The 14,769-nt window shown below is 48.0% G+C and carries 12 protein-coding genes; 11 read left to right on the top strand and 1 reads right to left on the bottom strand.

What is annotated here, in order from left to right; all coding sequences use genetic code 11:
• The 9 genes from HNQ57_RS05100 to HNQ57_RS05140 all read left to right on the top strand — a co-directional run.
• Nucleotides 1-401: hypothetical protein (locus HNQ57_RS05100; protein ID WP_338114511.1), on the top strand; the 401-nt coding region annotated here is incomplete at its 5' end.
• Nucleotides 402-726: 325 nt separating this feature from the next.
• Complete coding sequence (locus HNQ57_RS05105) at nucleotides 727-1,494, top strand: CpaB family protein (protein ID WP_184461541.1); 768 nt, start codon at nucleotides 727-729, stop codon at nucleotides 1,492-1,494.
• Nucleotides 1,495-1,836: 342 nt separating this feature from the next.
• Nucleotides 1,837-2,604, top strand: a complete 768-nt coding sequence (locus HNQ57_RS05110) for a CpaB family protein (RefSeq protein ID WP_184461542.1) — start codon at nucleotides 1,837-1,839, stop codon at nucleotides 2,602-2,604.
• 53 nt (nucleotides 2,605-2,657) lie between these two features.
• A complete protein-coding gene (locus HNQ57_RS05115) occupies nucleotides 2,658-3,980 on the top strand; it encodes a TadA family conjugal transfer-associated ATPase (protein ID WP_184461543.1) in 1,323 nt (440 codons plus the stop codon).
• Complete coding sequence (locus tag HNQ57_RS18150) at nucleotides 3,977-4,864, top strand: type II secretion system F family protein (protein WP_184461544.1); 888 nt, start codon at nucleotides 3,977-3,979, stop codon at nucleotides 4,862-4,864. The genes HNQ57_RS05115 and HNQ57_RS18150 overlap by 4 nt, the downstream gene beginning before the upstream one ends.
• Nucleotides 4,861-5,703, top strand: coding sequence for a type II secretion system F family protein (locus HNQ57_RS05125; protein WP_184461545.1), 843 nt, complete (start codon nucleotides 4,861-4,863; stop codon nucleotides 5,701-5,703). Before HNQ57_RS18150 ends, HNQ57_RS05125 begins: the two co-directional genes overlap by 4 nt.
• Nucleotides 5,704-5,754: 51 nt before the next feature.
• Nucleotides 5,755-7,008, top strand: a complete 1,254-nt coding sequence (locus HNQ57_RS05130) for a hypothetical protein (protein ID WP_184461546.1) — start codon at nucleotides 5,755-5,757, stop codon at nucleotides 7,006-7,008.
• Nucleotides 7,009-7,063: 55 nt separating this feature from the next.
• Nucleotides 7,064-8,317, top strand: coding sequence for a hypothetical protein (locus HNQ57_RS05135; RefSeq protein WP_184461547.1), 1,254 nt, complete (start codon nucleotides 7,064-7,066; stop codon nucleotides 8,315-8,317).
• A 244-nt stretch (nucleotides 8,318-8,561) separates the two neighbouring features.
• Nucleotides 8,562-9,419, top strand: a complete 858-nt coding sequence (locus HNQ57_RS05140; RefSeq protein ID WP_184461548.1) for a putative bifunctional diguanylate cyclase/phosphodiesterase — start codon at nucleotides 8,562-8,564, stop codon at nucleotides 9,417-9,419.
• A gap of 62 nt (nucleotides 9,420-9,481) precedes the next feature.
• Here HNQ57_RS05140 and HNQ57_RS05145 read toward each other — a convergent pair whose 3' ends face one another.
• On the bottom strand, nucleotides 9,482-12,175 hold the full coding sequence (locus HNQ57_RS05145) for a response regulator (protein ID WP_184461549.1): 2,694 nt from the start codon (nucleotides 12,173-12,175) through the stop codon (nucleotides 9,482-9,484).
• 348 nt (nucleotides 12,176-12,523) lie between these two features.
• Here HNQ57_RS05145 and HNQ57_RS05150 point away from each other — a divergent pair, with 348 nt between their 5' ends.
• Nucleotides 12,524-13,258, top strand: coding sequence for an Hpt domain-containing response regulator (locus tag HNQ57_RS05150; RefSeq protein ID WP_184461550.1), 735 nt, complete (start codon nucleotides 12,524-12,526; stop codon nucleotides 13,256-13,258).
• A complete protein-coding gene (locus HNQ57_RS05155; RefSeq protein WP_184461551.1) occupies nucleotides 13,258-14,712 on the top strand; it encodes a sigma-54-dependent transcriptional regulator in 1,455 nt (484 codons plus the stop codon). The genes HNQ57_RS05150 and HNQ57_RS05155 overlap by 1 nt, the downstream gene beginning before the upstream one ends.
• The last annotated feature ends 57 nt before the right edge of the window (nucleotides 14,713-14,769 follow it).

Raw genomic sequence — 14,769 nt, forward strand, 5'->3', positions numbered from 1 at the left:
TCTTAAATAAACAGGTGAACATTATGAAGATTCAAAGCAAATCAAGCATCCGCAACAAGAAGCAGGGCGGTTTCATCATGACCACTGAGTTGGTTCTTCTGACCACTACTATGGTTGTTGGCATGATCGTAGGCCTTGTATCAATGCGCGATTCAGTTAACGCCGAGATGGAAGATGTTGCTGAAGCAATTGGCGCCCTGGATCAAAGCTACGCCTTTGACGGCATTAAGAACAACCAGAACACCGCTGTTATTGCTGGTTCAGGCTTTGATGACGCAGTTGATACTTTGGCTGGCGACGACACTGGCTTTACCTTCACTATCGATAACGACGAAGGCCCAACAGGCAACACTGCTGATCCCCAGGCTTCTAGCGCCGGTCTGCAGACTTCGCCTTTGTAAGGTAGAGCAGCTAGCGCCTGACTCAGGCGCTAAGACTTCAACCTCCAATCTAAAAACGATGGTGCCCTTGGGCTCCATCGTTTTTTGCTGTTGGCTTGTGATTATCAGGGGCGTGGTAGTGAATATGATTTTCATTATGCAAAGCAAAGGCAGAAAATTGTTTTAATCAGAGCTGGCTTGTTTGGGGTTGTGTTTTTAACTTGTTGATAAATAAAGTTTTTATTTTTTTTTCGGCTTGGCGAGAATATTGCAAAACATAGCTACTAGTCGACGATTGATGTGTCGCGAAATTATAAATACACGAATTAAATTAACGGGGTTCAACATGAAACGCAAACTAACCGGCAGCGCAACAGCATCATTAGTACTGTTCTTTGCATCGAGCATGTTGGCGTCGGTATTGGGACTTCGCCAAGTTGACCGAATGACTACCGAGCCTGGTTGGGTTGCCGGCGGTGATATTGCCGCTGGTGCGGTGATCATGCCGAATATGCTTAAAGAGGCGAGAGTTAGCGATGGCGCGAATGTTATGTCTGATCCACGCTCTTTGTTTGGTAAGCGCCTTAAAATTGCGAAGAAAGAGGGCGATACCTTTAAACCCGACGATATCGCACCAGCGCCAGCCCGTAAAACCTTGGCGCAGGCTATTCCTGAAGGTCGGGTGTTGTACACCTTGATCCCCAATGCTGGCGGTATTCCTCACTCACAGTTGACCGGTGGCGATCGCCTAGACGTGCTTGTGACTGGCCGTGGTGGAGTAAGAACCGTGGCGCGGGATGTTCGCCTCATTGGGGTGATGGATGGCAGCGCGAAGTCACAGGCTGCAGGTGACGGTGGCCCGATTAGCATGCTGAAGCAAAAGCCAAAGAATAAATCTGGAAATAGAACCGGTGTGTCTTTAGTGGTTGCGGTCTACCCAGATGATGTTTATCCGCTTGCCAGCATTGGCAGCAACGATAAGGTGAGTTTGGTACTGCATGGCAGTCGCGACTTGGCTGATGGTCAGCCGCTGCGCGTAAGAGCAGTGCCAACCCATCGAGCAATTGAAGTGGTATCGGGTTTGAGTCGCAGCAGAGTGCATATCCGTCTATGATAACGAAATAGACGAGTTGAATAGCGCTGGGTATTCCATTTTTGCAAACCATATAGGCACCTTGAGCGAATTAAGGTGCTAAAGTTGGGGAGAACGTTCTAGAGTGCGTTGCAAAATGCGAAAAGAAAGATCAAATAGAAAAATAATTGCAAAATGCAAAATAAATTCCTCTAAGCTTGCCGTTGGTATATTCTTAACTTGTTGAAATATATGAAGATAAATATATTGTCGACCGTTTTCTGAAGCTGGCACGTTGGCTGCAATACATACTGTAATAGGAAAGTTGATACGACTTCCACACCGCATGCAGTAAATGCCAGATTACAGAATCGGAGAAATACCATGAAACGCAAACTAACCGGCAGCGCGACAGCTTCATTAATACTGTTCTTTGCATCGAGCATGTTGGCGTCGGTATTGGGACTTCGTCAAGTTGACCGAATGACTACCGAGCCTGGTTGGGTTGCCGGCGGTGATATTGCCGCTGGTGCGGTGATCATGCCGAATATGCTTAAAGAGGCGAGAGTTAGCGATGGCGCGAATGTTATGTCTGATCCACGCTCTTTGTTTGGTAAGCGCCTTAAAATTGCGAAGAAAGAGGGCGATACCTTTAAACCCGACGATATCGCACCAGCGCCAGCCCGTAAAACCTTGGCGCAGGCTATTCCTGAAGGTCGGGTGTTGTACACCTTGATCCCCAATGCTGGCGGTATTCCTCACTCACAGTTGACCGGTGGCGATCGCCTAGACGTGCTTGTGACTGGCCGTGGTGGAGTAAGAACCGTGGCGCGGGATGTTCGCCTCATTGGGGTGATGGATGGCAGCGCGAAGTCACAGGCTGCAGGTGACGGTGGCCCGATTAGCATGCTGAAGCAAAAGCCAAAGAATAAATCTGGAAATAGAACCGGTGTGTCTTTAGTGGTTGCGGTCTACCCAGATGATGTTTATCCGCTTGCCAGCATTGGCAGCAACGATAAGGTGAGTTTGGTACTGCATGGCAGTCGCGACTTGGCTGATGGTCAGCCGCTGCGCGTAAGAGCAGTGCCAACCCATCGAGCAATTGAAGTGGTATCGGGTTTGAGTCGCAGCAGAGTGAATGTTCGACTGTAAGTTAAGTGGAAAAATAGCTTGATACTTAGTGAATTTGAAGTGGAGATAGACTCGTGAATATTTTGGGCGATGAGAATAAGGAAAAAGGTGGAGCGGATTATTTTCGGCGCCTAAGGGGCATGGTTCATCGCCGCTTAATCGATACGCTAGACAGCGATGGCGCTAAATCACTCGGCGATACGAGTCAGGTGAAAGAGAAGCTAGAGTGGATTGTTAATGACTTAAGCCGTAGTCGCGGTGTTGAAATATCGCAAGCAGAACGCAATCAACTTGAGCGCGAAATTCTTGAAGAGTTGAGCGGGATGGGGCCCTTGGCGCCCTTTATGCTGGAAGACGATATCACTGATATTTTGGTCAATGGTGCTCATGAAGTTTGGGTTGATCGCGCAGGCCGCTTACAAAAAACGGATGCTCGCTTTGATGATGAGGCCCATTTACGCCGATTTTTAGACCGCATTATTGGCGTGCAGGGGCGGCACTTAGATGCGAGCACCCCAATGGTGGATGCAAAACTCGCCGACGGTAGTCGTTTGCACGCCGTTATTCCCCCGCTCTGCTCCAAGGGGGCGGTCGTTTCAATTCGGCGTTTTCGCAAAGAAAGAATTGAACCCACCGATTTAGTAGCAGGTGGTTTTATAAGTCAGCCAATGCTGGATCTTTTACAAATGGCCGTGACTGCGGGTGTGAATGTGATTGTGGCGGGCAGTGCGGCAGCGGGTAAAACCACGTTGTTAAACGTGCTTTCTAAATCTATTCCGGATCACGAGCGCATTATTACTATTGAAGAAACTGCTGAGCTACGGCTAGACCACCCTCACGTGATTCCACTCGAATCACGACCTGGTAATTTGGAAGGTATCGGCAGTGTTAATCTCCGAGAACTGGTTCGAACTGCATTGCGGATGCGCGCAGACCGTATCATTGTTGGCGAAGTGCGCGGCGGCGAAGTTATGGATATGTTGCAGGCAATGAACGTGGGCCACGATGGAAGCTTAACGACGGTACACGCAAATAGCCTTGCCGATGTTTTGCGGCGTTTAGAGTCACTGGCCTTAATGAGTGATTCTGGGGTGCCTCGCGATTCAGTAAAAGAAATGATTGCTTCGGCCATTCAGGTGGTTGTGCATGTTATGCGTTTTCGCGATGGCTCGCGTCGCGTGGTGAGTCTTGGCGAGGTTGTGCGTCATGGCAGCGAATTGTCCGTAAAAGAATTATTCAAGTTTAAAGCAGAGGGGCTCAACGAAGAGGGTCGAATACAGGGTAAGCACTGGTATACCGGTGAACCAGTCGACTTTTTGGAACGCGTTGAGGCCCAAGGGTTTTCTGTTGATATTGATCTGGGGCCAGTGCATGAAACAAGGAGTGTGTTGTCGTGATAGATATACTTCTGGTTGCACTGTGTCTTTGTGTGGCTTTGTATTCGGGATATTTTTTCTGGAGTAATCGAAGCGCGAATACAGCGACTAATATTCCGGTCGACGTATTATTTGAAGACAAGCCAGTTCGCGTTCGTAAGCCGTCAAAATTACGTGCCAGTTTACGGACGTTAAATTTGCAGGTTGAGCCAATCTTGGTTATCGCCATTATCGGGATTCTGGGCGCTTGCGTTTATTTTCTGTTTGTAGAATTGTTCCCCGATATGGGGCGGTTTGCGCTGCTCGCCGCCGCCGGCTTCACGTGCATGGCTTTTTTCATAATAAATGATATGAGTTTGTGGCGTCGTCGTAAGTTTGAAGAGCGCTTAGTTGATTCACTCGACCTAATTCAGGCCGCAATTCAGGGCGGGGTGACTGCAAGGCACGCCTTACTGGTTGCGGCAGATGCGTCTGATGGCGCAATCAAGAAAGAGCTAACGGAAATCGTTGAGCGCCTCGATTACGGTTTAACCATTGAAGTCGCCGTAGACCGTATGCAAAAGCGCTATGACACCGAAGGGGTGCGTTTATTTTCGCAGGCGCTAATCTCTAAGTGGCATTCAGGCAGTGATTTTGGCTTGTTATTAAAGTCGATCAGCGAATTAATTCGCGACCAATTACGGTTGCGGATGTTAATTACAGGTCAATTGTCTGGGGTTCGCTATTCCGCCGTATTTACTGGCGCGCTGCCTTATTTGTTGGTGCCGCTATTTTTGTGGCGTGAGCCGCATTGGTTTGACCCCTTAAAAAATAACCCCGACGGTGCGACTTATGTATTGGGCGCGATATTACTACAAGTGTTCGGTTACCTTTGGTTGCGCCGCTTGTTGAGGACAGAACTATGAACGAGAGCTGGTGGTTTGATTTAGGTGTACTCGTACTGTTAATGTTTATTGGCGCGATTGCCCTAAAAATGCGGGCGGGCGGGATTGAGCAGGTTACAGAAAAGGAATTTGATGGATTCGATGTTGACGATACCAAAAAACGATTTTCGGTTTATCCGCGAAAACTGATTCGACAAAGCGGTTTTTCACCAGAGAAACTCTTTTGGGTTTACTGGATTAGTAAAGTCGTCCTCGCGGTTTTGGTGCCGATGGTACTGCTCGAAATATTTAAAGAGGGCTTGTTATTGTGGGCTGTTTTACTTATTTCGGTTGCCAGTTTCTTGCTCATAGATTTTTGGTTTTTATGGGCAAGGAAAAGTCGACGCTCGTCAATTGAACGGTCACTCTCATTTTTCGTTAATTTGATGGTGGTCTACTTAAAATCTGGCCTGAGCTTGACCCGCGCTTTTGATAGCGCCGCCCAATACGGTTTGAGTCGTAAAAATCCGCTCTCTCAAGAAGTGAGTCTCTTGCTACGTGAAATTGATGCTGGCCGCGCTCGTGACGAGGCCTTTACTCGGCTTGCCAAGCGAACCGGAGTACAAGATTTACGCCGCCTTGCGGCAGTACTCAACGTTGGCTTTAAAGTTGGTTCGCCAGTCGCTGATACCCTCGAGGCGCAGGCGCAGTTATTGCGCGCTAGGCAGGCGCAGCAGGGAACCGCATTAGTAAACCGTAAGACGATGGAAGCGATGCTGCCCATGCTTATGGTTTGTTTTCCCATGTTCATAGTGTTGATATTTTATCCTGCCGGCGCTCAGGTAATTGCAGTAATGGCAGCGTTAAAAGACTTATTTTAAGTGCGGCGGGAAATGCGTCGTGACAGATGATTGGCGGGAGCCTGTATTTACATGAATGATCTTGGTAAACAATCGATTTTCGCGCAGGGTAAGCCGCAGCGCGTCAAGCAGAAAGGTTTTATTATCACGATTGAACTGATACTCATCAGCACGGTGTTGGTGATCGGTACATTTGTTGGCATCGTCGCAATAAGGGACGCCTTGTTTAAGCAATATGTGCAGAAACAATCACGCGATATTTATGTTACCGACAGTGATGGTCGGGTACTCGGGCGTGCAATTGATTACGATGAGCATGAGGCACCACGCATTCCCTATATCGATCGTACTGTTGAACCGGCATCACCAGATCCCGCGCACCGCAATTACCGCGCCTTAATTGGTATTCGTGATGACCGCTTTACCAGTCGCGAACCTGTTTACTACGATGGCGCGAATTGCACCGGAACTCCTTGCATTAAAGCACCGAGCGACGAAACGGCAGATAACGTTGGCATTGATAATTTATCGGCCACTGGCGCAGTAGGCTATATCTACAAACTTCAAGATGGCCCGACCTATGCGATTGGTCGCTCTCCTGATGGCATCAAAGGCTATTTGTTCAGGGAAACGGCGAATTCCTGCCCCATTTCGCCAGAGTTTATCCAGTCGCGCTATATCTCCCAAAAAGTGGTGACGGGAAGCCCCTGTGAAGCGGTTAGTGTTGGCGCTGGTGGCGGAGACGGCGATTTTGTAGCAGATGCCGACACCTCTTGCTTGGTTGCCGCTGATGATCCATTGGGTGTTGCTCCGCCATGTGATTGCCCGGCCAATTTTGTCGATCAAAATGATGTGTTGCGAGCCGCTGACAATGAATCAGCTATTAATGGCCGAATAGCCGATGGTGTAGCGAGCTTGGGTGATGCTGGTGCAGCCCTTGCCCCGTCGGTAGGTACGGTTTGCTGCCCGACAGGGTCGGTATTGAGTAGTACAGATGTTGTCGACACGACAAGCTATGCGGTGCTGTATCAGGCCAACGCAGCGCTGCCGGTGCCAATACCCGATGCGGAATTTGATGCTGCGCTAGCGACTGCAGGCTTGGAACCAGCGACGTTAACGTGTGTTACGGAGTCGCCGAATGGCGGTGGCGGTGGTTTGCCGCGCTCTTTGGTACTCAAAGAGGCTGTTGAAGTCACCGCGCCCGATGACCCAACAATCAATGCCATGGCGCCTTTCGTCGCGCCATTTAAAGTGAACCTTCCGGCCGATGTTGGTGATGATGCGTGGATATATACACTGCCAGGCGAAGAAGGTCCGAATAGCTAATAGCGTTGCTTAAGTGCGCTTTTTATGATTATTGAAACTCCTGTAGGAGAGGTTTGTGCGGCGAGTTAGACAGTATCAAGGTGGTTTTATTATCACCCTCGAGCTTATTTTGGTAAGTACGATCTTGGTTATTGGCACGTTCATTGGCGTGGTGGCGCTGCGGGATGTTTTGTTTAAGCAATACGTCGAAAAGCAATCTCGCGATATTTATGTGAGTGATAGCAACGGGGTTGTCTTAGGGCAGGCTTTATCTTTTGACGAACATGAAGCCCCGCGTATTCCCTATATAGATCGCTTGGTGCCACCGTTGTCGCCGGATCCCGCACACCGTAATTACCGCGCCTTAATCAGCATAAGAGATGATCGCTTCACCACTCGTGAAGCGGTCTACTACGACGGCGCTAATTGCACTGGGACGCCATGTATTAAAGCGCCAAGTGATGAGAACGAAGATAATGTCGGTATTGATAATGTCGATGCCACTGGCGCAGTCGGCTACCTCTATAAATCCCAAGCTGGGCCCACCTATGCCATAGGGCGTTCACCGGATGGTATAACTGGCTATTTGTTTAGGGATACCGGCAATGCCTGTCCTATCTCACCGGATGCTGTTAGATCACGTTATATGTCTCAGAAGGTAGTTGCCGGCAGCCCCTGTGAATCGCTTGAAACCTCAAGTACCGAAACGACCCCAGGGACAACAACGACAACGCAGACCTATGTCGCCGACGCCTACACGGATTGTCTAATCGGTTTAGGTGCGATTCCTGGTGGAGTGGTTGATACCTGCTCTTGCCCGGCAAATTATTCTGAGCAAAATGATGTTATCCGCGCTGCGGAGTCTGAAATTGACGCGTCGTTGTTAGTTGGTTTGAATTCAGTGCGAGGTTTCGCAAAGGAGGTTGTGGATGTTGTTGAAGCGGCGGACTTACAAGTCGGCACAGTGTGTTGCCCTGTCGGATCGGTATTGAGTAATACCGGTTTAGCCGACACGATTGCTTACGCAATTATAGAAGACGCAATATACGCTACCTTAACCAATGCCCGTAAAATAGATAAAAGTATCGACACCCTCAATAATAATTTGAATCCGCAGACGATTGTGTGTGTTGAAGAGACGACTACCACAACGCCGGGGGGCGGCTCTCGGTCCTTGGTTCTCCGTGAGGCTGTGCAAGTGCTCGCGCCAGATACCAGCGATAATGCCCTCGCTAATTTTTCCGCCCCCTTCAAAATTAATTTACCGGCTGACGCTAGTTCAGATGATTGGGTTTATACTTTGCCTGGGAAAGAAGGCCCCAATGATTAATATAGTGATCGCCGAATGCCTGTTTGCAGTAGTATTCGCAAAATGGGAATGGTTTTGCGGCGCATTTGTAATGTGGCTTTTCTTTAGCTCTTTGGTCACTAAAAATATTTCGTAAGTTATTGTTTCTTATGTAGTAAAGTATATTTTTTGTTGTGGCATCGACCTTGCATTCAATAAGCTATTAAACGCTATATGGTCTTACGCGATTTTGCGCAGACACTAATTGAATCAAGGGTAGGCCGTTATGAGTATTGCAGACGAAAAAAAACAAGAACTCGATGTACTGATACAGGGCAAACAGACTAATTATATGTATAAGCACACTGATATTAGCCATTACATGGGTGACATTATCTCGGAAGCCATAAGAGAGAAACATTTCTATATGGTTTATCAGCCCCAGTTTGCACTCGGTAGTGGTAAGTTATTGGGTTTTGAAGCGTTAATTCGGTGTCAGTCACCCGATTTTGGTTTGGTGTCGCCTGCCGATTTCATCCCGTTTGCCGAGGAGAATGGCGAGATAGTAGAAATCGGTAAATGGATCTTTCGCCAGGCATTGCTAGACTTGAAAACTTTGCGTGATAAAGGGCTCGATGATATTTATATGTCGGTTAATTTGTCGCCAGCGCAATTCGGAGCTGGCGATATTTTTGAGCAAGTAATGGTTTTATTGATGGAGTTCAACCTACCACCGACGGCGTTAAAGCTAGAGCTGACTGAAACTGCGCTGATTCGCAATGCAGAGGTGGCTGCTCGCACATTTCGCGCATTTCAAAATGAAGGTGTGCAAATTTGGTTAGATGACTTTGGCACCGGCTTCGCCTCGTTGAATTTACTGCGCGAGTTTAAAATTGACGGTCTTAAAATTGACAAAAGTTTTATTGACGGTATTCATCGCAATGACGATGATTTTACCATTTGCAGTGCGATTATTGCCATGGCTCAGCGTTTGGGCTTGCACGTGGTTGCAGAGGGTATCGAGGACGAAATGCAAGCACAAATTCTTGGTCAACTAGGCTGTGATGCCGCTCAAGGATTTCTATTAGCTCGCCCGCAAGCCATCGCGCAGTGTATTGAAAGTTGGGTGCCTAAAGCTTCATAAACGCGCGACTGCAATAGTTTAAACGGGAATATATCTGCACAGTGGGTGTAGCAGTCTATTTATTATGATTTTGCAATTTGATCATGTATCGCTGAAATAGTTTGGCGTAATACATTAGGTATTTCTAAAAGGTAGCTTGCTACTTTTTCCTGATCTTGGAGGTCACAGGCGGTTTCAATTTTTTGGGCTAAATCTTGAAACGGCACTGCGCCACAGTATCCTGCGCTACTTTTGCAGCTATGGGCCATTTCACGTATTGGTTTTAGCTCGGGTAGATCCTTGATTTGCTCGATAAAGGCACTAAATTTTTCTAACTCTTGTACAAACATTCCCATAATGGCTGCCGCAGCTTCTGGTGATGTGTCGGCAATAAGGCGGTTGACGATGGTTTCGTCGAGAAGTGGTTGGATACTTTGCGTGCTGAGGCGATCATTTTCCGCACTATGTTCAACAGAATGAAAATCTCCACGACTAAATTTAGCTACCATATCTAATAATTCCCTGCGATTAACGGGCTTGGGTAAAAACGCATTCATGCCGCTGGCAAGGCATCGCTCAATATCCGTGTCAAACGCATTGGCTGTCATTGCAATGATAGGGATAACGGACCAATGTTCATCACTTTTGCGAATTTCTTGGGTGGCGCTAATACCGTCAAGTTTCGGCATTCTAACATCCATCAAAACTAGGTCATATTGGGTTTTAGCTAATGCTGCAATCGCTTCTAATCCGTTGTTCGCTATGTCTATTTGGTAACCGGCGCGGCTGAGCATGGTCTTGGCGACAAGTTGGTTGGCCAGGTTGTCTTCGGCCAGTAAAATTCGTCGAGAGGTGCTGCTCCCAGTGGCTGTGCTATTGATCGGGTGCGCCTCAACTTTATGAGTGGGACTAGCGCCATCGCTCATCATATTGAGGCGCTGGATAAAGCTAGAGGCCTTTAAGGGGCGTTGTAATATATGTTGGAAGCCCTGTGACTTTGCACCAATGATAATGTCGGGGGCATACGGCCGCGCGTAGAGTAGAATATTCCCCTTGTTAACGCCGACGGCGTCGCTTAACTCAGCAAGCGCGATATTAAATTGGCTGGCACTGGTGTCAACGATCACGAAATGGTCTTTGCTTTTATGTAGGTCGTTGGTGGCCTTGGTGCCGGATTCAATAAAGTCACACGGAATGCCCAGTTTTTGACATTGCTGGGCCATTGTCGATCTAAACGATTTATTATCAGACAGGACAGATATTGGTGTTTTACGTGTGAGTTGCGCCAGTCCATTGTCGCTATTCGCCGTCGTTTTAAAGGGGATCAATACCGTGAAGGTGCTACCTGAACTCGCGTCACTTTTAAGATTGATTCGACCGCCGAGCAATTCAGCTAAATCGCGGCAGATCGCGAGGCCCAAGCCTGTGCCGCCGTATGATGCAGTGTCACTATTGTCTACCTGCGCAAACTCCTGAAATAAGCTGGCTTGGTTTTCCTCAGGAATCCCAATGCCAGTGTCGCTAATTTCAAATACGATATCGACGTGCTGGTGCTCTGGGTCTGTGTCGCCAACACTGACCTTAAGAACGACACCGCCAATCTCGGTAAATTTTACTGCGTTATCCATTAAATTCGTGAGGATGCGGCGGATATGACTCGCATCGGAAATAAGCTCTGCGGGTATCTGGGGGTCTATGCAGCAGCCGATATTAATTTCTTTGGCACCGGCGCGAATGCTAATGACTTCACTGACCTGCTCGCAGAGCTCAACTAAGTTGAACACACTGGGTGTGATCTTTTGTTGGCCGGCCTCAATTTTAGAGAAGTCCAGCACATCTTCGATAATCCCTAGCAGGCCGTGGCCTGCCTCGAGGGAGGTTTCTGCCAATGGCATTTGCTCGTCAGTAAGGCCAGAATCAAGGAGTAAATCCATACAGCCAATGACGGCGTTGAGCGGCGACCGAATTTCGTGACTCATATGAGCAAGAAAACGAGATTTGGCTTGGTTGCTCGCTTCCGCAATCTCCTTCGCTTTTTTAAGTGCTGCCTCATGGGCTTTGCTGCCGCTAATATCACGAATGGAAGCGGTAAAATACGTTGTGCCTTGATATTCCTCGGTTGGCACGACCGTGAGTTCGCAAGGAAATATTTCACCATTGCGGCGGATGGCTTCAATTTCGATACGGGTGTTGATGACTGGGCCACTTCGACTGACATGGAAACGGCCCATGCCCTCATTGTGCGCGGTGTGCATATTGGGCGGAATAACAATGTCGGCAACATGCTGGCCAATGGCTTCTTCCCGTGTATAGCCAAATAGCTGTTCTGCCGACGGACTAAACTCGTGGATGATACTGTTACCGTCTATGGTCACCAGCGCATCTAAATGTGAGGTATAGAGTGAGCGGGCTATTATCTCGAGTCGCTTTTGGCGTAGTTGTACACTGCTTAAAGCAAAGTGGTCGGCCAATACGTAGACAAGATAGGGCGTGGCCGAAATGTTGGTTCGTTGAATTTGTATCAAACAGCTGGTTTCGGTGTTTGGTAGGGTGGCGATGACAGACGACTGCAACAAGCCTGATCCAGGTCTCAGCTCTGTTTTAACGGTATCCATGAGCCCTGGGAAAATATCGTTGATTGCCTGCTGCGGTATAACGGAAGTAAGCGATGACTTCGGTGAGCAGTGAATACTTGAGATCACTCCGCTCGGTTCAAGTGTCAGTGTTGCAAGTATTTCGACAATTGGCTGGGGGCTTGGTGTCGCAATTTGGCTCATTAGCGTATTCTCAGCGAATTGAAGTACTGGGGGCATCTCTTCTTGATGTTAGCAGAAACAGCCAAAGAATCGGTATTCACTTAAAATTTCAGCACCTTAGCGAGTGCGATGAGGTCTTAAGCGCACTCTCAAAAGAATAATGAAATATGCAAAGCAACTTGGTATGCAAAATGCGAATAAGCAGTCTACACTCTCTCATAGCATGTGGTTGAAGGGTGATGCGATGAGTTTAAGTATCTGATTTATAATTGCTTCTTAATGTTTTTGCAGTCTGGTTAGGAAATTGCATGTTATAAGTATATCAAGGGCTGAACGCCCTACGCCATGCTATAGCCGAGAGTTGAGCTCATGAGTACAACAATGTTACGAATTTTATTGGCTGATGATAGTTTACCTAGTCTGATGGCCACCCAAATAATGCTTGAAAAAATGGGCCACGAGGTGTTGGTTGCCACCGATGGCGAGCAGGCTTTAGCGCTTGCTCTGCGCGATCGTTTTGATCTGATATTACTCGATGAGTATATGCCGGGCTTGCCGGGATCGGCAGTAACTCAGCGCATTAGAAAATCGACGAATGAAAACAACGGGACGTGCATCATTGCCTTGAGTGGTGTACACAAAGAAGAGGAGTGTCAGCGCCTTTATGATTCTGGCATTGACGAGTTAATAATTAAGCCTGTCACCGCAGATCGCTTGCTGACAGCCGTGACTAAACATTTCCCGATTTCGTCTACGTCTATTGATGCTAACGTCGTTTCTCAGCTCTACGCTGATTTAGGTGATGAAGTGGGGCAGCGCTTAATTGGAATGTTTGTTGAAGAGTTGGTACAGATGAGCGTGCGAATAAGCCAGGCATTGAAAAATGATGACACAGAGGAATATTTGGCCGTGGCGCATATACTGAAAAACTCAGCGGCTTTGTACGGAGCAAACGATTTGGCTACTTTTTCCCGCCAACTGAACGAAAACACCGAGCAGTTTGCAGGCAACTTATCGGCTGCAGCAAAAACGCTTTTAGAGCGAATTAATGAGGCGCATCACGCGGCAAAAGAATATTTGTCGTCCGCCGAGAGGAAAGGCTAATGAATTCAGTGCCAAACAAGCAACTAGTGTATGTGGTAGAAGATAGTCTCTCGAGCGGGGCCCTGTATTGCAGCTACCTGGAACAGGCGGGTTACAGTACCCAACATTTTACTAACGGCCATTCCGCGTTGCTAGGTGTTAAAGAGCAGATGCCTGATGTGGTTTTACAAGATGTGTGTTTGCCAGATATCAGTGGTTTAGAGGTGCTGAGCTTTATTAATCGGCAAGAAAATCCAGCGCCGGTGGTGATTATTACTGCTAATAGTTCAATTGATGTTGCCGTGGATGCGATGCGTTTAGGCGGCTTTGATTTTATCGAAAAGCCTTTTTCAAAGGATCGCCTATTAACCTCTATCGCAAGCGCAGTAGATCAGCATCAGGCTGATATTGCCACGGTGCCTACTGCTGTGCAGGGCACGCCGAGTACTAGCAAAATAATTACTGGAGTTAGTGAATATTTTGTTGGTGACTCTCTGGCAATGTCGACCGTGTTTAGGCTGTTGGATAGCGCTGCAAAAAGTAAGGCGAGCGTATTTGTTACAGGCGAAAGCGGGACGGGTAAGGAAGTTTGTGCATTCTCATTACATAAGGCCAGTGCACGACACGATGGTCCGTTCATTGCCATTAACTGCGCGGCTATACCAGCAGATCTCTTTGAGTCTGAAATTTTTGGTCATGAAAAAGGCGCTTTCAGCGGGGCAGTCAGTCAACGCAAGGGCGCGGCCGAAATGGCGGCCGGAGGAACCTTGTTCCTAGATGAACTTTGTGAAATGGATTTAAATTTGCAGGCTAAACTACTGCGTTTTTTACAAACAGGTACATTCAGCCGGGTAGGTGGTCAAACCGTTTTGCACAGTGATATCCGGATTGTGTGCGCCACCAATAGGGACCCAGCCAGAGAGGTCGGTGAGGGTCGTTTTCGCGAAGATTTATACTATCGTCTCAACGTTATTCCAGTGCAGCTTCCGCCGCTGCGCGAACGCGGAGCTGATATTATGTTGCTGGCCGAACATTTTCTGGCTGAGAAAACCAAAGCAAATGACAAACATTTTCGTGGCTTCACGCCCGAAGTGAAATCCATGATTATGCAGCACGATTGGCCGGGCAATATTCGTGAGCTGCAAAATGTCATTGAGAATGTGGTTGTTATCAATGACGGCGAACTGGTGAGTGTTGAAATGATGCCGTCGTTGGCGCCAGTCTTGTCGAAAGCGCCCGCTAAACCCGCCGCAGTGGTGCTGTCAAATAGTGTGCCTAGCTTTGGCTCGGTTTCGAGTCCGACTGGCGCCGGCATGCAGGGTATTCGCCCGCTCTGGATCGTGGAAAAAGAGGCCATTGAATACGCAATAGAGCAATGTGGTGACAATATCCCCTTGGCCGCCGCGTGTTTGGGTGTGAGTGCGTCGACTATTTATCGTAAGAAAAAAAGCTGGGATAGTGGCGGCGAAGGCTGATACTTTGTGAAGAGCCTTTAGCGTTTAGTTGCTATGCTAAGTAGATTGAGAGGGAGA

Source organism: Zhongshania antarctica, from assembly GCF_014202945.1.
GTDB classification, from domain to species: Bacteria; Pseudomonadota; Gammaproteobacteria; order Pseudomonadales; family Spongiibacteraceae; genus Spongiibacter; species Spongiibacter antarcticus.

Bases quoted from the DNA above. Each gene is read 5' to 3' on its own strand.
- HNQ57_RS05105 (WP_184461541.1), top strand. From the start codon at position 727: ATGAAACGCAAACTAACCGGCAGCGCAACAGCATCATTAGTACTGTTC.
- HNQ57_RS05110 (WP_184461542.1), top strand. From the start codon at position 1,837: ATGAAACGCAAACTAACCGGCAGCGCGACAGCTTCATTAATACTGTTC.
- HNQ57_RS05125 (WP_184461545.1), top strand. From the start codon at position 4,861: ATGAACGAGAGCTGGTGGTTTGATTTAGGTGTACTCGTACTGTTAATG.
- HNQ57_RS05130 (WP_184461546.1), top strand. From the start codon at position 5,755: ATGAATGATCTTGGTAAACAATCGATTTTCGCGCAGGGTAAGCCGCAG.
- HNQ57_RS05140 (WP_184461548.1), top strand. From the start codon at position 8,562: ATGAGTATTGCAGACGAAAAAAAACAAGAACTCGATGTACTGATACAG.
- HNQ57_RS05145 (WP_184461549.1), bottom strand. From the start codon at position 12,175: ATGAGCCAAATTGCGACACCAAGCCCCCAGCCAATTGTCGAAATACTT.
- HNQ57_RS05150 (WP_184461550.1), top strand. From the start codon at position 12,524: ATGAGTACAACAATGTTACGAATTTTATTGGCTGATGATAGTTTACCT.
- HNQ57_RS05155 (WP_184461551.1), top strand. From the start codon at position 13,258: ATGAATTCAGTGCCAAACAAGCAACTAGTGTATGTGGTAGAAGATAGT.